The following is a 21,463-nucleotide window of genomic DNA, read 5'->3' as shown; positions in this document are numbered from 1 at the left end:
CTGTTCCCGTGCGGGCGCACGTCACATCCGAGCGGGTGAGATCGGCCCCTGTCGGTGCGCCCTGAGAGTATGGACGGCATGTCAGCGGATGCCTTCCCGGAAACTCGGCCCGACGAGGGTCTGGATCCGCAGCAGTCGGCCGCGGTCCTCGCGCCGCGCGGCCCGGTCTGCGTCCTCGCGGGAGCCGGCACCGGCAAGACCCGGACCATCACGCGGCGGATCGCGCATCTCGTCGCGGGCGGGCACGTGTCGGCGGGGCAGGTACTGGCGGTGACGTTCACTGCGCGTGCGGCCGGGGAGATGCGCGGACGCCTGCGCGCCCTCGGCATCGGGGGCGGGGGCCCGCAGGTGCAGGCCCGCACATTCCACGCTGCGGCCCTGCGCCAGCTCAAGTACTTCTGGCCGCAGGTGATCGGCGACACCGACTGGCAGCTCCTGGACCGCAAGTTCCAGATCGTCGGGCAGGCCGCGAGCCGGGCGGGACTGTCCACCAGCACCGAATCGATCCGCGACCTCGCGAGCGAGATCGAGTGGGCCAAGGGCTCGTTGGTGGCACCCGAGGACTACGCGGCGGCCGCCGCGCGTGCCCGACGCGACATTCCGGCCGACGCCGCCAAGGTCGCCGCGGTCTACACCGGCTACGAGGAACTCAAGGCCCGCAACTACGACGGCATGCTGCTCGACTTCGACGACCTGCTGCTGCACACCGCCGCCGCGCTCGAGGAGCACTCCGCGGTCGCGCAGGAGTTCCGGGACCGATACCGCTGCTTCGTCGTCGACGAGTACCAGGACGTGACACCGCTGCAGCAGCGCGTGCTCGACGCGTGGCTCGGCGACCGTGACGACCTCACCGTCGTCGGTGACGCGAACCAGACCATCTACTCCTTCACCGGCGCCACCCCGAAGTACCTGCTGGACTTCTCGCGTCGGTTCCCGGACGCCACCGTCGTCCGCCTCGAACGGGACTACCGGTCCACGCCGGAGGTCGTCGCGCTCGCCAACGGGGTCATCGGCGCCGCGCGCGGACGCATCGCCGGAACCCGGCTCCAACTGATCGGGCAGCGGCCGTCGGGGCCGGAGCCCACGTTCGCCGAGTACGACGACGAGCCCGCCGAGGCCGCCGCGGTGGCACGGCAGATCAAGAAGCTCATCGACAAGGGTGTCGAGCCGGCGGAGATCGCGGTGCTGTACCGGATCAACGCGCAGTCGGAGGTCCACGAGCAGGCGCTCACCGAACTCGGGATCCCGTACCAGGTGCGCGGCGGCGAAGGATTCTTCACCCGCCAGGAGGTACGGCAGGCCATCAACGCGCTCCGTCAGGTGGCGGGCCGCGACGACCTCCCCGACGGCGCCGACACCGGCGAGTCGCTGGTGACCCTGGTGCGGGCGGTGCTCGTCCCGTTGGGTCTCACCGACGAGGAACCCGCCGGTGTGCAGGCGCGGGAGCGGTGGGGATCGCTCACCGCGCTGGTGGCGCTCACCGAGGAACAGCTCGCGCACGACCCGCAGCTCACGCTCGGTGGGCTGCTGACCGAGCTCGCGGCGCGCGCCGAGTCCCGGCACCCACCGGTCGTGCAGGGCGTGACGCTGGCCTCGCTGCACGCCGCGAAGGGCCTCGAATGGGACGCGGTGTTCCTGGTCGGGCTCACCGAGGGCACCCTGCCGATCGCGCACGTCCTCGGCGACTCCAAGTCGCCCGACGACGAGGCCGGGGTGGAGGAGGAGCGGCGCCTGCTCTACGTGGGTGTGACGCGACCGCGGGAGCATCTGGCGCTGTCGTGGGCGCTGGCCCGCAACGAGGGCGGACGCAAGTCGCGCCGGCGCTCGCGGTTCCTGCACGGACTGATCCCGGACGACTCGCCGGCGTCGAAGGTCGCCGCCCCGCCGCCGTCCCGCAAGCAGCGTCCACGCTGCCGGGTGTGCGGCAAGCAGCTGATGGGGACCGCGTCCACCATGCTGGGACGCTGCGAGGCGTGCCCGTCGAACCTGGACTTCGAGCTGTTCGAGGCGCTCAAGGACTGGCGCCGGGAGAAGTCGCGCGAGCTGAAGGTTCCCGCGTACGTGGTGTTCAGCGACAACACGCTGACGGCGATCGCCGAGCAGCAGCCGAAGGACGATCAGGCCCTCGTCGCGATCCCTGGGATCGGGGCCAAGAAGCTCGAACGGTTCGGCGAGGAGGTCCTCGCGGTGGTCCGCGGCGAGCGCCCGGCGCCGGCGCTGGATCTGACATGACGGCTACGTCGCGGTAAAACCGCAGGTCAAAAATAACTTGTGTGGTCTGTTCGGGTTGCATACTCTGGACTGCACGCCACGGGGAGACTCGTGTGCGGTGACAATGTCGGCAACGAGATGAAAGGGAGGTGGCAACGATGAACGACTGGAACGCAACTGCGGCACGTGCATCGGTGCCCGCATTCGCATGCGCATACCTCCCCGCAGCCGAAGAGGCCGCCGCGAGGTACGCGGCGAGCGCACCGCACGCCATCCGTCTGCGCGCAGCAGAGATCCGCGCAGCAGCACGTGCAGCAGCAGCCCCCGCATCCGTGTCCAGGAGCAGGCACCGAACTCTCGTTCGGTAGGCACTCCCGCCCTTCCTCCCGAGGCCACGGATCGCACAGCGAACCGTGGCCTTCGTGTTTCGAGCTTCATCGCTCCAGGCCTTCGCCCGCGGTTCGCGAAACCCCGACAGCCGGCACCAGCCGCGAACGAAATACGCGAACGAAACAGAGGAGAAGACGTGTCTACCGTGACATGCCGAGTACAGACCGAGAACAGCACCGTTTCGAACGGATTGTCAGTCGTCGGCTCGGCACTCCGGGAGCAGTTGCCCTGCCGAGTCGGGAACCCCGACCTGTGGTTCGCCGAGACACCCGCCGACCTGGAGCAGGCCAAGTCGCTGTGCGCGCAGTGCCCGATCCGCAGCCGGTGCCTGAGCGCGGCGCTCGACCGTGCCGAGCCGTGGGGTGTCTGGGGCGGTGAGATCTTCGATCAGGGAGTCGTCATCGCACGCAAGAGGCCACGAGGTCGGCCACGGAAGAGCCCGACGCCCGGGAAGACCCTGGTGTGTGCCTGACAGCGAGCAACGACCGTGCCCGTGGGCATCCATCTCCGGATGCCCACGGGCACGGTCGGAGGCGCAGCAGTCTCGGGTATCGGGGCCTACGCGCCGTCGAGGCTCTCGGTGAGATCGTCGACAGGGGCGTTTCCAGGATCGTCGGTGAACCCGGGCAGCCATCGGGTGAGGATCGCCATGTACGGCGCGTAGGCGTCCAGCTGTGCGCAGATGCCGACGGAGCCGAGTAGCACCCGGAAGATCATCACGTACTCGGCCGGCAGGTTGAGCGCCCGGGCGGTGCGGAACTGTGCACTCGAGAAGTCCGTCGCGGTTCCGGCGGCCTTCTGCAGCCAGGCGCGGGTGAAGTGGAACGACTCGGTGCGGATCGGGTCGGTGAACGGGCGCAGGTAGTCGGCGATCTCCTGATCGGTGACGGTGCGTCCGGGTAGCACGAAACCGTTGTCGCGCAACAGTTCCGTGAGTTCGTCGAACTGCTCGTTCAGTGACAGGCGCACCATCCGGCCCAGCACCGGCGGCAGCCCTTCCGGCATCGGCGCGGTGGCGCCGAAGTCGATGATCCCGAGACGTCCGTCGTCGTGCAGCATGAAGTTGCCGGGGTGCGGATCGCAGTGCAGCAGTCCGACGCGGGCGGGGGAGACGAAGTGGAACTCCGCGAGCAGCGCGCCCGCGGTGTTGCGCTGCTCGGTGGTGCCGCTGCTGATGATCGCCGACAGCGGGGTCGCGGCCATCCACTCGGTGACGACCACCTTCGGCGCGCTGGCCACCACGTGCGGCACCACGAACTTCGGGTCGCCGTCGAACACCTTCGCGAACGCGCGCTGGTTGTCGGCCTCGATGCGGTAGTCCAGTTCCTCCTCGGTGCGGGCGCTGAGCTCGTCGAGGACCGGCTTGATATCGGTACCCGGCATCACCGAGGTGAACAGGCCCGCGAACCGGGACAGCGTCTTCAGGTCGGCGCGCAGGGCCTCGTCGGCACCCGGGTACTGGACCTTGACCGCCACCTCGCGACCGTCCGACCACACGGCGCGGTGGACCTGGCCGATGCTGGCGGACGCGGTGGGGGTGTCGTCGAACTCGGCGAACCGCTCGCGCCACTTGGTGCCCAGTTGCTGGTCCAGCACCCGGTGCACCTGCTTCGCGGGCAGCGGGGGCGCCTCGGCCTGCAGCTTGGTGAGTGCCTCGCGGTACGGCTCCGCGAACTCCTCGGGGATCGCGGCCTCCATCACGCTGAGCGCCTGCCCGAGCTTCATCGCGCCGCCCTTGAGCTCGCCGAGCACCGTGAACAGCTGCTCGGCGGCCTTCGCGGTCAGCTGCGCGTCGATCTCGTCCTTGTCGCCTCCGGCGAGCCTTCGGCCGAAGCCCATCGCGGCCCGTCCGGCGATACCCAGCGGAATGCTCGCGAGCTTGGCGGTGCGGGCGGAGCTTCTGCGGGGAATGTCGGGCACCAGACCATCATGGCCGAAGATTCGGGGGTTCGTCCAAGAACATTGCCGAACGTGAGCATCCACACCGCGGGTTCCGTGGCCACGGCCGGACCGAGAATCGGTGGCTGACCAGGTCGATCTCCAGGGTCGCGTCGAGGCTCGCGGGCACCGGGTGGGACGCGCCCGACAGCGCGAGCTCCAGCTGCCCGAGGGCGACGGCGGCGGTGGCCATGACGGTTGCCGGGCTCGCGTGCCCGACCCGGCCCAGCAGTTGCGCCGCCACGTGCGGCCATTCCTCGTCGGCGGCGCAGCGGGTGAGGTCGGCGCACCGCAGGCAGCTGGTGCTGCCCGGCAGGACCAGAGGCCCCACCACGCCCCGGCCGTCGCGCAGCCGCACCTGCAGGTGCGGGATGCGGGCGTCGAGGAGCGCCTCCACCAGGCGCGGGTCGGCGATGAGATCGTCGGTGAGGACCACACACGTGCAGTTCCACCGCGTGACGTCGGTGTCGGCGGTGAAGTGGGTGGATCGGGACACCCGGGCCCGGCCCGACCCCAGGCCGGTGGCGATCGTGTCCGCGAGCGGGCCGCGCCCGTGGACGCGGATGGCCGGGGGCGCGTCCTCGCGGGGGACCGAGGCCCGGAGCAGCCCGGCGTCGTCGAGCTCTGCGAGCAGCATCGACATGTCGGTGGGCGTGATGCCGTGCTCGACGGCGCGCCACACGACGTTGGGGCGGGAGGTGCGGCCGTCGAGCAGGTGGAGCACGGCGACGAGCGCCGACGGCTCGACCGATTCGGGTGGGGTGAGGATCAGCGCGGTGTCGGGGTCCCAGCCGATCTGGATGCGGCCGCTGGGACGGATCACGATGGGCAGCCGCGGATCGAGTGCGGGTCGGCTGGTGCGCGCGACGGATACGCGTGTCATGTGGGGGACGATCTCACCTCCGGGCCCGCCGAACACCCGCACGGGACGCGTTGTCCACAGGTCTGCACGCAGGTTGACGTGGGGTTTCGGGTGCCGGCGCGGATTCGTCCGAAATGCGCCGACGGCGGTGTCGGAGCGGGCCGCTAGCGTGGTGCCCCGTGACTGGGCCAGCGAGTATCGACGGCGACCTGCCGGAGGTCGAGATCCGGCGCAGCGCCCGCCGACGACGGACGGTGAGCGCGCGCCGCGAGGGCGACAAGGTGGTCGTGCTGATGCCGACCGGGCTGTCGAAGAGGGCCGAGGCCGACCTGGTCGCGGAGATGCTCGGAAAGCTCGAGCGCGCCGACCGCCGTGCCGCGGCGTGGGCCGAACGCAGCGACGTCGAGCTGACCGAGCGGTGCGCCCGGCTGTCCGCGCGGTGGCTGGGCGGCGCCGCGGCCCCGGTCTCGGTGCGCTGGGTGCCGTCGATGAAGACCCGGTGGGCGTCGTGCACGCCCACCGACGGCACCATCCGGGTCAGCGAGTTGCTGCGGACGGTGCCGTCGTACGTCCTGGACTATGTGCTGGTCCACGAACTGGTACACCTGTACGTGGCGGGCGGGCACAACGACCGGTTCTGGAGCGAGGTGCGCCGCTACCCGCGTACGGAGCGCGCGATGGGCTACCTGGAGGCGTACGCCGTCGTCACCCGGCAGCCGGGTCTGGTGGACGTCGTCGACGACTGCGCAGCCGCCGACGACATCGCGAGCCCTACAGGTTAGGAGTCGCCCTCGGTATCGGTGGTGCCGGTGCCGCTCTCACGGTTCTTCTCTTCCCGCTCACGGGCCTCGGTCTGCTCGAGCTGCGCGATCGGGTCGTGGAAGGTGCCCGAGTCGCCGCCGAGGATCCGGTCGACGAACGCGGCGGGGTTGTCGAGGTCCGAGGAGTCGGGCAACAGGTCCGGGTGCGCCCACACGCCGTCGCGGGCGTCGACGCCGGTGTCGGCAGTGAGTCGACGCCACAGCTGCGCGGCCTCGCGCACCTTGCGGGGCCGCAGTTCGAGTCCGACCAGGGTTGCGAACGTCTGCTCGGCCGGCCCGCCGGTGGCGCGGCGACGGCGCAGGGTCTCGGTGAGGGCGGCGACGCCGGGGAGCCGTTCCCCGAGAGCCTCGGTGACGACGGTCTCCACCCAGCCCTCGACCAGCGCGAGCAGCGTCTCGAGACGTTCGAGTGCCTGCTTCTGCTCGGGCGTGGTCTGCGGCTCGAAGGCGCCCTGCTGCAGGATCTTCTCGATCTGCGACGGGTCGGTCAGCGCGGACGGGTCGAGGCCCTGTGCGGCCTCCTCGATCGCGGAGAAGTCCATCTTGATGCCGCGCGCGTAGTCCTCGACGGTGGCGAGCAGACGCTGCCGCAGCCACGGCACGTGCGCGTAGAGGCGCTGGTAGGCGGCCTCGCGGGCGGCGATGAAGACGAGCACCTCGCGGTGCGGCTGCTCGAGACCCTCGCTGAACGCCTCGATCGCGGCGGGTAGCAGCGCGCCGGTCCCTGCGGGGCCGAGGGGCAACCCGATGTCCGTGGAGGTGAGAACCTCCTTCGACAGCTGGCCCAGTGCCTGACCGAGCTGCGAGCCGAACGTGAGTCCGCCCATCTGGGTGAGCATCCCGGCCATCGGGCCGATCATGTTGCGGGCTTCCTCGGGCAGACCCTGGACCCACATGCCGGAGACCTGCTCGGCGACGGGGTCGCACAGGCGCTTCCACGTGTCGAGGGTGCCGTCGAGCCAGTCGTTGGGCGTCCACGCGACGGTCCGGGTGGCGCCGGCCGGCAGCGTCGTGGCGCCGTCCAGCCAGAGCTCGGCGAGGCGGGAGGCGTCGGCGACGGCCGACGCGGTGCCCTCCGTGATGGGGGTGATCGTGCCCATCTGCTGGCGCGCGAGGTTCTTCGCGATGTCGTAGTTGACGGGACCGGCCTGGCCGGTGCCCATCGCGCTGCCCATGCCGCTGAGCATCTGGCCGAACTGGCTGAGCATCTGGCCGAGCGCGGCCGGATCGAAACCACCACCGCCGGGTCCGCCGGCGGCGCCGAAGGCGCTCGGATCGAAGCCGAACGGCATCCCTCCCGGTCCACCCTGACCCCCGCCTTGTTCGCGGCCCGTCGGATCCTTCTTGTGGTCCGGGTCGTCGTCGGAGTTGGAGAAGCCAAAGGGCAGATCGCTCATAGTTCAACGGTACAAGGCGCGACCGCGCATGGCCCGTACGGAGATCACGCTCACGGCGAACACCGCCGAGGGTTCCGAGGGTCGTCACCGCAGGCGCTCTATCCTGGGCCTGGTGAACCGACGGATCGTAACCCTGCTGGCAGCGTTGACCCCGGTTGTGGCGCTGGGAGTCCTCGGGACGACGGTGAAGGTGCCGTTCGTCGCGCTCGGTCCCGGCCCGACGTTCAACACGCTCGGCGAGGTGGACGACGAACCGGTGGTCGACATCGAGGGCACCGCGGTGGACCCCACCAGCGGAAACCTCAACATGACGACGGTCGCGGTGCGCGACAAGCTCACGTTGTTCGACGCGCTCGGCCTGTGGGCGAGCGGACGTCAGGGGCTGGTGCCGCGTGAGGAGGTGTACCCGCCGCAGAAGTCGAAGGACGAGGTGCAGGAGGAGAACGCCGCGCAGTTCGCCAACTCCGAGAACGCCGCCGAACTGGCGGCGCTGCGGTACCTGAACCTGCCGGTCGCGGTGGAGATCGGGACGGTCGGCCCGAACGGGCCGGCCGCCGGTGTGCTGCGTGAGGGCGACGTGGTGCTGCGCGTCGGCGCTACCCCGGTCGACACCGTGCAGGGACTGCAGGACGCGGTCGGCGCCGCCGGGGCCGGAACCACCGTCGACATCACGTACGTGCGCGACGGAGTGGAGACCACGACGCCGGTAACGCTCGGGTCCAAGCCGCAGGCCGACGGAGCTTCCGCCGAGGACGCGAACCGCGGCTATCTCGGCGTCGGTGCCAAGGAGGTGCCGAACGTGCCGTTCACGATCGACTTCAACCTCGCCGACATCGGTGGCCCCTCGGCCGGTCTGATGTTCAGCCTCGCCGTCGTCGACAAGCTCAGCCCCGGCGAACTCAACGGCGGCAAGTTCGTCGCCGGTACCGGCACGATCGACCCCGACGGCGACGTGGGACCGATCGGCGGCATCCCGTACAAGCTGACCGCGGCCGAGGAGGCGGGCGCGACGACGTTCCTGGTCCCCGCCAAGAACTGCGACGAGGCTCTCGCGAACAAGCCGGACGGGCTGACGCTGGTGAAGGTCGAGACCCTGAGCGGTGCCATCGACGCCCTCGCCGCGATCAACACCGGCGGCACCGCCCCGAGCTGCTGAGTGGCCCGGCGGCGCGGCTCGGGCGGCCTGGACTGTCCAGCCCGTTCAGGCCGCTCGATCCTCGTTAATCCTCGGTGGCGTCGAGCGTCGTGTACAGCGCGCCGACCAGGTTCGGTGCCAGGTTGTCGTAGGTGAGCAGCTCGATGCCCTCGTACGGGTCGCTGTCCTCGTCCGGGCGCATCTGGAGCAGCGCCAGCGACGGACCGTCGCGCAGGACAGCGGCGATCAGCCGGGCCTCGCGGCGCTCCGGATGGGATTCGGCGGCTGCCCGCGTGGCCGCGTCGGCGGCGTGCCGGTCGGCGAGTAGCGGCGTGAGCGCATCGTCGAGGTCGGACTCGGCGTCGGGCGGTAGGACGATGATCTCCTGCACGAGGGCGCAGCCGACCACCTCCGACGGCCAGCTGGTCGTGGCGAGGAACTCGTCGAGTGCGGGGGAGCCGCCTTCGACGTCGTCGGGCAGGGCGGCCTGCTCGATGGGCGTCAGTTCGGCGCCGTCGGCGAGCTGATCGAGCAGCGCGGGCTCGGCCGCGGCGACCAGTGCGGTGGGGACGATAGCGAACATCGTGGGCGGCTGACCCCAGCCGCCGGCGTCGACGAACTCCACCACTTCCTGCACACATCGGCTCAAAGACTCGCTGGACAGGCTCACATTCGCGCCGTTCCCGGGGAAGTGATCCCCGTAGAACCCGCCATCGCTATCGATCACGTCCTTATCCTTGCACCATGGCGTAACGGAGGCGCGGCTCGGTCGCTGGCGCGACATGGCCGGTCGGTTACGTAGAGTGGGACGAAACGGTCACTCCCAGGTGACGCTGGACGGTGCCATTGGCTGCGGCGCGAAGGCGTCGCCGGATTGTTGGGAGAGTGGCAAGTGGGCATGCGGCCCCCCGCCGGTTTACCTTCGTTGTCGAAACGCACACGTGTGCTGCTGGTTCTGGCGTTGGTCGCCGCAGCACTGTTGCTGGTCGGCCCTCGATTCATCGACATCTATACCGACTGGCTGTGGTTCGGTGAGGTCGACTTCCGGACTGTGTTCAGCAAAGTACTGATCACCCGGATCGCGTTGTTCCTGATCGTCGGGCTGGTCGTCGGCGCGATCGTGTGGCTGGCGTTGCTGCTGGCCTACCGGTCCCGGCCGATGTTCCTGCCCTCGCCGGGCGCGAACGATCCCGTGGCGCGGTACCGCACTGCGGTGATGACCCGCCAGAAGCTGTTCGGGATCGGCATTCCGGTCGTGATCGGCCTGTTCGCGGGTCTGGTCGGGCAGGCGAGCTGGTCGACCGTGCAGATGTTCTTCAACGGCTCCCCGTTCGGGATCACCGACCCGCAGTTCGGCAAGGACATCGGCTTCTACGCGTTCGACCTGCCGTTTTACCAGTTCGTCCTGAACTGGTTGTTCGTTGCGGTGGTCATCGCGTTCTTCGCGAGCCTGGTGACGCACTACATCTTCGGCGGGCTGCGGCTCAGCGGCCGTCAGGGCGCGCTGACGCGGTCGGCGCGGGTGCAGTTGGCGGTCCTCGCGGGCACCTTCGTACTGCTCAAGGCGGTGTCGTACTGGTTCGACCGGTACGCGCTGCTCTCCAGTAGTCGTAAGGAGCCCACGTTCACCGGTGCCGGTTACACCGACATCAACGCGGTCCTGCCGGCCAAACTGATCCTGATGGCGATCGCGATCATCTGTGCCATCGCGTTCTTCGCGGCGATCTTCCTGCGTGACCTGCGCATCCCGGCGATGGCAGTGGTGTTGCTGGTGTTCTCGTCGATCCTGGTCGGTGCGGTGTACCCGCTGATCGTCGAGCAGTTCTCGGTCAAGCCGAACGCGGCCGACAAGGAACGCGCGTATATCGAACGGAACATCGCGGCCACCCGGCAGGCGTACGGGATCACCGACGAGACCGTCGAATACGTGCCCTACCCGGGCTCGACGAAGAAGCAACCCAAGGACGTGCCGGCGGACGTCACGACGATCGCGAACACGCGTCTGCTCGACCCCAACGTCCTCTCGCCCACGTTCACCGCGCAGCAGCAGTTGAAGAACTTCTACGGATTCCCGAAGTCCCTCAACATCGACCGCTACGAGATGAACGGTGAGCTGCGTGACTTCGTGGTCGCGGCGCGTGAGCTGTCCCCGTCGAGCCTGCAGGGCAACCAGACGGACTGGATCAACAAGCACACCGTCTACACACACGGCAACGGCTTCGTCGCGGCCTACGCCAACCAGGTGACGGCGGTCAGCGGCGACACCCAGAACAACACCGGCGGCTACCCGATCTACAGTGTCAGCGACCTGGAGACCAAGCCGGCGGACCCGGCGCTCGAGGTCGAGAACCCTCGCACCTATTACGGCCCGGTCATCGCGTCGTCGGATGCGGACTACGCGATCGTCGGTGGCGCGCCCGGCAGCGCGCCGCGCGAATACGACACCGACTCGCAGAAGTACACCTACACCGGTGAGGGCGGCGTCGGGATCGGTAACTGGTTCAACCGGCTTGCCTTCGCTGCCAAGTACACCGAGCGCAACATCCTGTTCTCCGGTGCAATCGGGTCGGATTCGAAGATCATCTACAACCGCGACCCGGCGGAGCGCGTCAACAAGGTGGCGCCGTGGCTCACCACGGACGGCACCGTGTACCCGGCCGTGGTGAACGGGCGCATGCAGTGGATCGTCGACGGGTACACCACGCTCGACAACTACCCGTACGCGCAGCGTTCGTCGCTCGAGGGATTGGTGCAGGACAGCACCAACCAGGCAACGGGACGGATGCTGCCGAAGAAGGAGGTCTCGTACATCCGGAACTCGGTGAAGGCGACCGTCGACGCGTACGACGGCACCGTCACGCTGTACCAGGTGGACGACCAGGACCCGGTGCTCAAGGCGTGGATGGGGGTGTTCCCGGACTCGGTGCAGCCCAAGTCCGCGGTCACCGACGACCTGCGTGCGCACTTCCGCTACCCCGAGGATCTGTTCAAGGTCCAGCGCGAGATGCTCGCGAAGTACCACGTGGACGATCCGGGCGAGTTCTTCAGTAACAACGCGTTCTGGTCGGTGCCGAGTGATCCGACGGTGGATACCGACAAGAACCAGCCGCCGTACTACGTGCTGTCCGGCAACCCGGATACCGCGAAGCCGCAGTTCGTGCTGACCAGCCCGATGGTGGGCTACCAGCGTGAGTTGCTGTCCGCCTATATCTCGGTGCAGTCGGACCCGGAGAACTACGGCAAGTTCCGGGTGTTGCAGTTGCCGACGAACACCCAGACACAGGGCCCACAGCAGGCGCAGTCGGCGATGACGTCGGATCCGCGAGTGGCGAGCGAACTGTCGCTGCTCAAGCAGTCCAACAAGCTCATCTACGGCAACCTGCTGACGCTGCCGATCGCGGACGGCGGCATCCTGTACGTCGAACCGCTGTACACGCAGCGCAACTCGGCCAATGCCTTCCCGCAGTTGGCGCGCGTCCTGGTCAGTTTCACCGACACGACGGGCATCCGGGTCGGCTACGCGCCGACGCTGGCGGAGGCCCTGGATCAGGTGTTCGGCTCCGGGACCGGGAACGTGGCCACGGCGCCGAGCGGCGAACAGGGTCCGTCCCAGCCGGAACAGAACGGGCAGACTGCCCCGACCACGCCGACGCCGGCACCGCCGCAGGGCGGCCAGGCCCCGAACAAGGAGGCCGCGGTCGCGGAACTGGATGCGGCGCTGAAGAATCTGCAGACTGCGCAGCAGGGCGGCGACTTCAAGGCCTACGGTGACGCGCTCGACCGGCTGCAGAAGGCTGTTCAGGACTACCAGACGGCCGGTCGCTGATCGGTAGATCCCGACCCGAGACGAGCTGAAGGGACCCTTCGTGCGCTGCGAGCGCGCGAAGGGTCCCTTCAGCTTGCGGGCCTAGTTGGTGAGCGCGGCCTTCACGTCGGCGATGGTGCTGCCGTGCTGATCGAGGAGCTGCTGGAACTGGTCGGCGTAGCCGTGCTGGGCGGCGGTGTCGCCGGCGACCTGCAGGGCCTGGTCCACGTATCCGGCGGCGGCGACGCGCCACTCCGCGGGCACCTGGCCGACGACGGCGGGGGCCGGGACGGGCTCGGCGATCGGTGCGGGTGCGGGTGCCGGAGCGGGCTCGGGGGCGGCCTCGGTCAGGTACTGGCCGCAGGTGGGCCAGGCGCCGGGGCCCTGCGAGGCGAGGGTGTTCTCGGCGACGCGGATCTGCTCTTCCTTGGACGCGTTGTGCGGTGAGCCGGTGCCGCCGTTGGCGGTCCAGGTGCTCTGCGAGAACTGCAGGCCGCCGGAGTAGCCGTTGCCGGTGTGGATGGCCCAGTTGCCGCCGCTCTCGCACTGCGCGACGCCGTCCCAGTTGTGGGTGGCGGCGGAGGCGGTGCCGGTCGACAGGCCGAACGGGACGGCGACGAGGGCGCCGGTCATGGCGGCCCAGCCGAGGGCGCGCTTACTGAAGCTGACGTTGGTCATGCGGGGTGGATCCTCTCCTGCGCCGACGCGAGCGGCCTGCGGGCGACGTGGTCGTCTTCCCGGGCGTGCGATCTTTCGCGTCCCTGCCCCTCGAAGGGTTTGGTTGTGTCCGATCCCGCGGGGGCAGAGCTGGCAGCGGCGGGTCGGTCCTCCACTCGAACATCACGAGCTGATCACGAACGTACGTTAGTGATCCGCGGCCGGTCACCTCGATGAAACGGGCCGGTCGACCCGTTTCCCGGCCGGCGGTCGGCGCGTTTCCGCAGGTCGTGACGGCCCGTTGTCGTATCGCGGCCGGAGCGTTACATGCGCGTTATGTGAGATGGATTACCGGGTTTTCGTGAACTGCGTCACGACCGCGGGTGCAATCTCGGATTGCCGGACACTCGATTCGGTCCTGCCGCAGGCGATTTGCCTTCCGTTCCCCGGCTCGTGTAACTTCGTTCATGCAACGCGGGGTGGAGCAGCTCGGTAGCTCGCTGGGCTCATAACCCAGAGGTCGCAGGTTCAAATCCTGTCCCCGCTACCAATGGAGAACCCCCGTCCGGATTCTGGACGGGGGTTCTTCGCTTTTGTGTGTCCCGGAGTGTTACTCGGGCTCGACTTCCATCTCGATCAGCACCCGGCGCAGAAGCTTGCCGGTGGCGTTGCGGGGCAGCTCCTCGATGAAGATGACGTCGCGCGGCACCTTGTAGCGGGCCAGGTTCGACTTCACGTGCGTGCGGATCTCGCTCGCGTCCCGCGCCGACGACGCCGCGGGCACGACGAATGCGCGTAGGCGGTGGCCGAACTCGTCGTCCTCGACGCCGATCACCGCGGCCTCGAGGACGTCGGGGCGTTCGGTGATGAGGTTCTCCACCTCGAGCGGGTACACGTTCTCGCCGCCGGAGACGATCATGTCGTCGTCGCGGCCGTCGACGAACAGCAGGCCGTCGCGGTCGAAGTGCCCGACGTCTCCGGTGGAGAGCATGCCGTCGATCCGCTGCTTGTCGCGGCCGTCGGTGTAGCCCTCGAAGCTCAGTCCGCTCTTGGCGAAGATGCGGCCGACGACGTCGGGTTCGGTGATCTTGTTGCCGTCGTCGTCGATCAGCGCGATGTGGCAGGTGGCCGGCACGCGTCCGGCGGTGCCGGGCGCGCGCTCGAGGTCGTCGGGGGTGGCGATGGTGACGGCGGCGACCTCGGTGGAGCCGTAGAAGTTGTAGAGCACCTTCCCGAACGCCTGTTGGGTGCGGATGGACAGGTCGGGGGCGATGGCCGAACCGGCCGCGAAGATCACCTTCAGTGAGGAGGTGTCGTACTTCGAGAGCACCTCAGGGCCGAGATCGATGATCCGCTGCAGCATGGTCGGCACCAGCACCATGGTGTCGGCGTGGTGTTCGGCGAGCAGGCGGACGGTGGTCTCGGGGTCGAAGCGACGCTGCATGACGACGGTGTTCTCGAGTGCCAGGCCCAGGCCCAGTTGCGAGATGCCGGTGCCGTGGAATGCGGGCGCGGTCATCAGCATGGTCTGCTTGGGGCGCAACGGGATTCGATCGAGGAACTGTGCGGTGACGAACGGTGACGTGCGCCCGCGGGGCGCGCCCTTGGGGGTGCCCGTTGTTCCGCTGGTGAGCAGGATGAAGACGCCGTGGTCCTTCGGCGCGGGCACCGGTTCGGTGGACTGCCCGGCGATGAGGGCGTCGAGGGCGCGCAGCGGTGTCTCGGCCGGGGGAGTGGGCGGCGCCTGGTCCACCCACGACAGGAATGGGGTGACGTCGGAGGGCAGCGCGTCGGCGATGTCGGCGAACTCGCTGTCGAAGACGAAGTGGTGCACGCCCTCCCTCGCCGCGACGTCGACCAGTCGGGGGCGGGCGAAGCCGGTGTTCATCATGACCAGACGCACCCCGCTCTTCGCGGCGGCGAGCATCGTGAGGATGAGGCCGCGGTGGTTGCGGCACATGGCGCCGACGCAGGAGCCGACGCCGATGCCCTCGGCCTGCCATGCCCGAACCAGCGCGTTGGACTGTTCCTCGAGTTGCCGGTACGTAAGTGGACCGCGTTCGTCGATGATCGCGACGCGACCGTGGCCGTGGGCGGCGCGGGCGTGGACGGATCCCGCGAACGGCCCGTACTTGCTGACGGCCAACAGCACTCCGACGCCCTCGTCGACGCGTGGGAACGGGATAAGGCCGGAGCGCGCCATCACCCGCACCGCGCTGAGTGTGTCGGTGATCTTCGTCAGTGCGTCCTGCATGGTTACCCCCAAAGAGCGACGTCGGTCTACCTGCGGGCAGCCCCAGCCTAATGGTGATGCACGTCACAGTGGGGTGATTGGTCCGGTGCGCTGCTCCCGACGTGTGTACTAGCCGCTGTAGTAGGCGCTAATCTCTCGGGGTGAATTCCCGGACCGATGCTGTCGCGCGCACGCGCGGCATGTTCGTCGGATCGGCGTCCGGCGCGGTCAGTATCGCCGCGCACGGACTCGGCGGCGGGGTCGCCGTCCCCAGTGAGCAGGCAGTGGTGCTACTCCTGGCCGGCAGCGCCGTGGTGGGTGCGATCACCGCGTCGGCACGAACCGTGGGACATCCGTTGCTGTTCCTCGGTGCTGTGCTCGCGGCCGGTCAGGGCATCGGGCACCTCACGCTCACCCTGGCATCCGACCACGGTCACGGTCTGCACCTGACGCCGCAGATGCTCGCCGCGCACGCGGCGGCCACGGTGGTCGGCGCAATGCCGATCCGGGCCGCCGAGCGCGCGCTGCTGGGCGTGATCACGTCGGTGCTGCGCATCGTCGTCGCGGTGCTGTCGGCGCCGCCCGTCCCGGACGTCCGACGGTGGACACCCACCGTCGTCCGTCGTCTCGACCCCACGATCGGTTGGATCACCCGGTCGGCCGGCGGCACACGGGGACCTCCGACTCTTTCCCGGTAGCCGCCGCCCGCACCCTCGCGTGCCCGCGTCGGCTCTCACCTTCACCGCTGTCCACGCCCGGTCACCTCTCGTGCCGGGCGTGATCGGCGTGTCTTTCTCGGCGCCACCTCCGGAGACCCGCGTGAACCGCGTGGTCCGCGTGCGCCGAACCGAAACCTCTTCAGGGAAAGAGCCTTTGTGATGAATGCTCCCGAGAGCGTGGGGATCACCCCTGCGCATCTTCCGAACGATCCGTCCGCCGAGTCCGACTCGAAGGACTCGTCGCCGCCGGGTGCGCTGCGCCGGCTGGTCCTGCGGCTGCACTTCTACGCCGGCATCCTGGTGGCGCCGTTCCTGATCGTCGCCGCCGTCAGCGGTGGTCTGTACGCCGTCGCTCCCACTCTCGAGCAGTTCGTCTACCGCGACTACCTGCACGTCGAGACGACCGGACCGGCCGCACCGGTCAGCGACCAAGTCGAGGCGGCCCGGGCGCAGCGGCCCGATCTGGCGGTGTCGGCGGTCCGCCCGGCCGTCGAGTCAGGGGACACCACCCGGGTGTTGTTCACCGATCCCACGCTGGGCGAGTCGGAGCGGCTGGCGGTCTTCGTGGATCCGGTCACCGCGCGGCCGGTCGGCGAACTAGTCGTCTACGGCAGCAGTAGCGCCCTGCCGATGCGGACGTGGATCTCGCAGCTGCACCGGCACCTGCACCTCGGTGAGCCGGGTCGCATCTACAGCGAACTGGCGGCGTCGTGGCTGTGGGTGATCGCCCTCGGCGGGGTCTACCTGTGGGTGCGGCGGTACCGGACGGCGCGGGCGCGAGCCGGCGCGGCCACACCCCGGCTGTGGACGGTGAAACACGGTGCACGCGGCCGCAATCGCGCACTCGGCTGGCACGGCGCGATCGGGTTGTGGATCGCGGTGGGCCTGGTGTTCCTGTCCGCGACCGGTCTGACCTGGTCGAAGTACGCCGGTGAGCACGTCACCGACCTGCGCACCTCGCTCGGTTGGACCACTCCGTCGGTGTCGAAGAAGCTGGGCGCCACCGACACTGCGCCGGCAGGTGGGCACGACGGCCATGGCGGGCACGAGGCCCCCGCTGCGGGGAGCGGCATGCTGGACGCCAACGTCGGACGGCTCGACGACGTGCTCGCGGTCGCCGCGGGCGCGGGCGTGACGGGCGCGGTGGAGGCGTCCATCCCGTCCGCGCCGGACACCGCGTTCACCGTCGCGCAGACGCGGCAGCCGTGGCAGTTCGCCACCGACGTGGTGGCCGTCGATGGTGCCACCGGCCAGATCACCGACACCTCCCGGTTCGCCGACTGGCCCTTGGCCGCGAAGCTCACCTTCTGGGGCATCGGGGTGCACATGGGCATCCTGTTCGGGCTGCTGAATCAGATCGTGCTGGTGGCGTTGGCGGCGGCGCTGCTCGTGATGATCGTGCTCGGGTACACGATGTGGTGGCGGCGCCGACCGACGCGAGGTGCGCAGCGGTGGGGTCGGCCGCCGACCCGTGGCGCCGTCCGCGGCCTGCATCCGGCAGCCGCGGCCGCGCTGGTGGCGTGCACCGTACTCGTCGGATGGTTCGTGCCGCTGCTGGGGCTGAGCCTGATCGGATTCGTGGCCGTCGATATCGTCGTCGTCGTGTTTCAACGCAGACGAGCATCGACCGGCGTGACCGAATGAGCGAGGATCTGTCGCTGCTGCGGCGTGAGTTGTCCATGATCGAGGCGCGGGTCGCGCGCGAGGTCGATCCGCGCGGGCGCGGACCGTTCATCGCGGCCGCCGTGATGATCCTGCTGATTGCGCTCGCCGCGCCGCAGGTCGACGGATTGCGGGCGTGGAACGTGCTCGCCGGCGGGCATGACGAGGTCGCGGCGCTGGCTCGGCTGTTCACCTGGTTCGTGGTGGTGTTCGGGATCGGGGTGTCCGCGCTGGCGGCGTGGACCCGTCGCTGGGTCTTCGCGTGGGTCGCGATGGCCGGCGTGACGGTCGGGACCGCCCTGGGGGTGTTGATGTACTGGTCGCAGCACAGCGTCCGCGACGCCCACACCGGCAGCCTCGGCTACGGCCTGCTCGTCGAGTGGGCAGCGATGGCGGTGCTGGCGGTGCTGTGGATTCCGGTGGTGGCCGGACGGAGCAACCTGCTGGAGCGGTGAGTGAAAGCGCGGACCCCGTCGCCGTCGGGCGGCGGGGTCCGCGCTTTCGTTGTGCCGGAACCACTCCTGATCGGACCTCGAGCTGGGACACTGCAGCTGCGGACCCGGCGTCGGAAGGCGAGGTGATCGGTGATGGAGATCGGTCGGATGGTGTGGCCATCGGTGCGGCTCGACGAGGTGGTCGAGCGGGTGGCGCGAGTGGAGGCCGACGGGCTGGCGGCGGCGTGGGTGCCGCAGATCTTCGGGTGGGATGCGCTGACCGTCCTGGCGCTGGCGGGGGAGCGGACGTCGTCGATCCGGTTGGGCACCGCGGTGCTGCCCACGCATCCGACGCATCCGCTGCTGCTGGCCGCGTCGGCGCTGATCCCGTCACTGCGCGGCGAACGGACGCAGTTCGACGGTGTCCGGCTCCGGGCCGAGTTGCCGCGCCCGCTGGACACTTTCGACACCCCGGCGCCGCCGGTGCTGCTCGCGGCGCTCGGCCCGGCGATGCTGCGACTGGCCGGCGAACACGCCGACGGGACGGTGACGCTGATGACCGGGATCCGCACCGTGGCCGAGCACATCGTGCCGACCATCAGCGTGGCCGCGGCCGCCGCGGGCCGACCCGCGCCGCGGATCGTGGTGGGCCTGCCGATCTGCGTGACGGCCGACGTCGATGCGGCGCGGCAGCGGTGCCGGGAGGAGTTCGCCGCCTACACGAACACCCCGTCGTACCGGGCGATGCTCGACAAGGAGGGCGCCGCTGATCCGGCCGACGTCGCGCTGATCGGTTCGCGCGGTGAGGTTTCCGATCGGTTGCGTGCCTTCCACGACGCCGGGGCGACCGAGTTCATGGCGTGGGTCTTCGGGGACGACAACGAACAGGCGGAAACAGGGTCGTGTCTACGGGAGTACGTCGGTGCGTAGAGCCGGATCGGCTGCGCACGGCCAGTGCCCTCGGTATGTTCCGATGATCCGTGATCTCCCCGACTGTGGTTGTCTGAAAGGAACTCTCGCATGATCGTCAATCTTCTGACCGGTTCGTTGGGGTCGGTGGAGTCCGCCCTCGGGCTTGCGTACATGGGGTCCGCGCTGTTCGGGGCCGAGGGGTCGTAGCACCGGCCCGAACGGCAGAGATCCCCCGCCGCCCAGGCGGCGGGGGATCGAAACACCAACCGGGCGTGGCTACTCCGACTCGGCCGATCTGCTGCCGGCCGGCTCAGGGCGGGGCGACTGCGTGCCCGCGATGGCCGCGAGTTTCTTGCTCAGGTCCGCACCGACCTTCGCTATGTACGGTTCGTCGACGATCTGGATGTGGTCGCAGTCGACGTGGACGATCTCGAGGTTCTGCACGGCCTCGCCCCAGCCGCCGTCGGGTCGCCGCGTCCGGAAGGCGGGCTCGAGTGCGATCTGGTCATCGAGATAGGTGTTGGCCATGTAGAGCACCACGTCGCCGTCGTAGGTTTCGAAGTCGGTGCTGGGAACGGCCCGGTTGTCGAGCCACGACGTGCGCTGGTGTTCGATGATGCCGCTGGGGATCGTGGTGCCGCTCAGCTTGAGCAGGTCCATGAGGATCCCGATCTGTTCCTCGTCGCTGCCGGCGGCGGCCAGCTTGTCGTAGGGCAACGGCGCGTCGAGGTTGTAGGTCTTCTTCGCGAACGCGGCGTAGCGCTGCCAGCGGGCCCGGATCTCGTCGGGAGTGTTCTCGACCTTCTCGCCGGGCATGACGGTGTCGATCAGTCCGACGATCCGCACGTCGGCGCCATCCTGTCGAAGCTGTTTCGCCACGGCATACGCCAGTGCTCCGCCGAAGGACCAGCCGTACAGCACGTACGGGCCGTCGCCCTGCATCTGCCTGAGGAGTGGCGCATACACCTTGGCGCGCTCCTCGAGCGGGCCCTCGACCCGCTCCAGGCCGAACATCGGGGTGTCCGCGGGCAGACGCTTGAGCAGCGGCTCGTACGCCACCGTCGAACCACCCGCCGGATGGAACACGAACACCGGCACCGCATCCGAACCCTCGGCGCGAGGACGCAACGTGCGCACCAGACCGTCGATCTTCAGACCGTCCTCGAGATGCTGACGCACCGTCTCGGCCAACTGCTCGATGGTCTCGGCGTCGAGGACGTCGTCGACGGTGATCTCGCCACCGGACCGCTCGCTCAGACGGGCCGCCAACTTCTCGGCAGACTCGTCGTCCAGGATCGGCAACGTCGCGAAGATGCTCTTCGCCGACTTGCCCGTCACCACCGCCCACGACGCGAACGTCAGACGCTCGGCCGCATCACGCGGCGGCACATCGACATCGCCGGACCCGGCCGGAGCATCCTCGACCTCGGCCTCGGGAACCTCCGGCGCGTCAGCTTCGGTCGTGTCGCCCTCGGTCGCGGCAGCCTCGCGCTCGGCCTGCTGCTGCGCGGCCAGGGCCGCGACCTCCTCGCGGTTCTCGACCGCGTAGTGCAGGTACTTCGCGACGTCCTGCATGCTCGCGTCCTTCACGGCCGCCAGCTGCAACTGCGGAATGTCGAACTCGTACTCGACCCGGTTCTTGATCCGCACCGCCATCAGCGAGTCCAGACCCAGTTCCACCAGCGGAATCTCCCCCGGCAGGTCCTCCGGCGCGTAACCCATCGACTCCGCGACGATGATCGTCAACCGATCCTCGAGGGACTGCGAGCTGCTCGGATCCCACCGGTCACCGAACGTCTCGACAACCTCGGGAAGCTCCTCCATCGGCGAACTGGATTGCGGCGGAGCCGGTTCGGTGATGATCGGTGCCGGAACCACGTCGCCCGACGCGATGACGGCCTCGAACAGCAGGGCAAACCCTGCTGCGTTGGTACGGAACTCGGCGCTCGTGCCCGGCCGGCAGTGCACCTGCACCGAGGCCCCGCCCAGGTGTGGTGACAAGGTGGCGGTGACAGTCCCTGCGGTCGGTAGGTCGCCGTGCGTATGTGCGGCAGCGAGAGTCGCTGCCGGGAACAGTTCGCTGGCCACATCCGTGACGAGTGCGTCGAAGCCGGAGAATGCCGACACCGGTACCTCCCACGCGTACCGCCCGTCGGCCAGCGCGACCCGTGCGCCGATGTTCGTGATCTGTCCTTCAGTCATGCGGATTCCCCCTCCTCGTGACGCCCACACCCCGGACGGGGTCTTGCGTCTACCCAGCCGTGTACCCCACCGATTCCGTAACGCG

At 69.2% G+C, this 21,463-nt stretch carries 15 protein-coding genes, 1 tRNA gene and 1 pseudogene; 10 read left to right on the top strand and 7 right to left on the bottom strand.

Annotated features, from left to right (window positions below; translation table 11 throughout):
- The first annotated feature begins 69 nt into the window (after nt 1-69).
- Together HUN07_RS18855 and HUN07_RS18850 are read left to right on the top strand one after the other, a co-directional pair.
- Nucleotides 70-2,232: an ATP-dependent DNA helicase UvrD2 gene (locus HUN07_RS18855; protein ID WP_302675460.1), complete on the top strand. Its 2,163-nt coding sequence runs from the start codon at nt 70-72 to the stop codon at nt 2,230-2,232.
- Nucleotides 2,233-2,737: 505 nt separating this feature from the next.
- Nucleotides 2,738-3,073, top strand: coding sequence for a WhiB family transcriptional regulator (locus HUN07_RS18850; RefSeq protein ID WP_397484712.1), 336 nt, complete (start codon nt 2,738-2,740; stop codon nt 3,071-3,073).
- A gap of 86 nt (nt 3,074-3,159) precedes the next feature.
- On the opposite strand, the gene HUN07_RS18845 is transcribed toward HUN07_RS18850, so the two are convergent.
- Nucleotides 3,160-4,521, bottom strand: a complete 1,362-nt coding sequence (locus HUN07_RS18845; RefSeq protein WP_114721987.1) for an ABC1 kinase family protein — start codon at nt 4,519-4,521, stop codon at nt 3,160-3,162.
- 7 nt (nt 4,522-4,528) lie between these two features.
- The gene (locus tag HUN07_RS18840; protein ID WP_174911856.1) at nt 4,529-5,422 is read right to left on the bottom strand and encodes a hypothetical protein; all 894 of its coding nucleotides are present in this window, start codon (nt 5,420-5,422) and stop codon (nt 4,529-4,531) included.
- A 158-nt stretch (nt 5,423-5,580) separates the two neighbouring features.
- Between HUN07_RS18840 and HUN07_RS18835 the strand changes: the two genes are divergently transcribed.
- A complete protein-coding gene (locus HUN07_RS18835) occupies nt 5,581-6,183 on the top strand; it encodes a M48 metallopeptidase family protein (protein ID WP_254622596.1) in 603 nt (200 codons plus the stop codon).
- Here HUN07_RS18835 and HUN07_RS18830 read toward each other — a convergent pair.
- Entirely contained in the window at nt 6,180-7,619 is a 1,440-nt protein-coding gene (locus tag HUN07_RS18830) for a zinc-dependent metalloprotease (RefSeq protein WP_174911851.1), read from the bottom strand. The genes HUN07_RS18835 and HUN07_RS18830 overlap by 4 nt on opposite strands.
- Before the next feature lie 112 nt (nt 7,620-7,731).
- Between HUN07_RS18830 and HUN07_RS18825 the strand changes: the two genes are divergently transcribed.
- On the top strand, nt 7,732-8,775 hold the full coding sequence (locus HUN07_RS18825; protein WP_217487149.1) for a YlbL family protein: 1,044 nt from the start codon (nt 7,732-7,734) through the stop codon (nt 8,773-8,775).
- Nucleotides 8,776-8,839: 64 nt separating this feature from the next.
- Here HUN07_RS18825 and HUN07_RS18820 read toward each other — a convergent pair whose 3' ends face one another.
- Nucleotides 8,840-9,424, bottom strand: coding sequence for a PPA1309 family protein (locus HUN07_RS18820; protein ID WP_254623017.1), 585 nt, complete (start codon nt 9,422-9,424; stop codon nt 8,840-8,842).
- Nucleotides 9,425-9,652: 228 nt separating this feature from the next.
- On the opposite strand from HUN07_RS18820, the gene HUN07_RS18815 reads away from it, so the two are divergent.
- On the top strand, nt 9,653-12,580 hold the full coding sequence (locus HUN07_RS18815; protein WP_254623016.1) for a UPF0182 family protein: 2,928 nt from the start codon (nt 9,653-9,655) through the stop codon (nt 12,578-12,580).
- Between the two features lie 81 nt (nt 12,581-12,661).
- On the opposite strand, the gene HUN07_RS18810 is transcribed toward HUN07_RS18815, so the two are convergent.
- Nucleotides 12,662-13,237 (bottom strand): transglycosylase family protein, encoded by a 576-nt coding sequence (locus HUN07_RS18810; RefSeq protein WP_114721993.1) that lies wholly within the window; start codon nt 13,235-13,237, stop codon nt 12,662-12,664.
- A 452-nt stretch (nt 13,238-13,689) separates the two neighbouring features.
- Here HUN07_RS18810 and HUN07_RS18805 point away from each other — a divergent pair.
- Nucleotides 13,690-13,766: transfer RNA gene (locus HUN07_RS18805), tRNA-Met, on the top strand.
- Between the two features lie 60 nt (nt 13,767-13,826).
- Here the strand turns inward: HUN07_RS18805 and HUN07_RS18800 are convergent.
- Entirely contained in the window at nt 13,827-15,470 is a 1,644-nt protein-coding gene (locus HUN07_RS18800) for an acyl-CoA synthetase (protein WP_174911842.1), read from the bottom strand.
- Nucleotides 15,471-15,610: 140 nt separating this feature from the next.
- Here HUN07_RS18800 and HUN07_RS18795 point away from each other — a divergent pair, with 140 nt between their 5' ends.
- The 4 genes from HUN07_RS18795 to HUN07_RS18780 all read left to right on the top strand — a co-directional run bounded on the left by HUN07_RS18795 (nt 15,611) and on the right by HUN07_RS18780 (nt 19,194).
- Entirely contained in the window at nt 15,611-16,147 is a 537-nt protein-coding gene (locus tag HUN07_RS18795) for a hypothetical protein (RefSeq protein WP_174911839.1), read from the top strand.
- A 180-nt stretch (nt 16,148-16,327) separates the two neighbouring features.
- Entirely contained in the window at nt 16,328-17,812 is a 1,485-nt protein-coding gene (locus HUN07_RS18790; protein ID WP_174911836.1) for a PepSY-associated TM helix domain-containing protein, read from the top strand.
- Complete coding sequence (locus tag HUN07_RS18785; RefSeq protein WP_114721997.1) at nt 17,809-18,285, top strand: Rv2732c family membrane protein; 477 nt, start codon at nt 17,809-17,811, stop codon at nt 18,283-18,285. Before HUN07_RS18790 ends, HUN07_RS18785 begins: the two co-directional genes overlap by 4 nt.
- A gap of 132 nt (nt 18,286-18,417) precedes the next feature.
- The gene (locus HUN07_RS18780; RefSeq protein ID WP_254622595.1) at nt 18,418-19,194 is read left to right on the top strand and encodes an LLM class flavin-dependent oxidoreductase; all 777 of its coding nucleotides are present in this window, start codon (nt 18,418-18,420) and stop codon (nt 19,192-19,194) included.
- A 258-nt stretch (nt 19,195-19,452) separates the two neighbouring features.
- Here the strand turns inward: HUN07_RS18780 and HUN07_RS18775 are convergent.
- A pseudogene (locus HUN07_RS18775) lies at nt 19,453-21,351 on the bottom strand (thioesterase domain-containing protein); the annotation flags it as partial.
- Nucleotides 21,352-21,463: the final 112 nt, after the last annotated feature.

The sequence above is a fragment of the Rhodococcus sp. W8901 genome, assembly GCF_013348805.1.
Taxonomy (GTDB): Bacteria; Actinomycetota; Actinomycetes; order Mycobacteriales; family Mycobacteriaceae; genus Prescottella.
The sequence above is the reverse complement of the archived record's forward strand: the minus strand, read 5'-3'. Positions and strand labels throughout refer to the sequence as shown.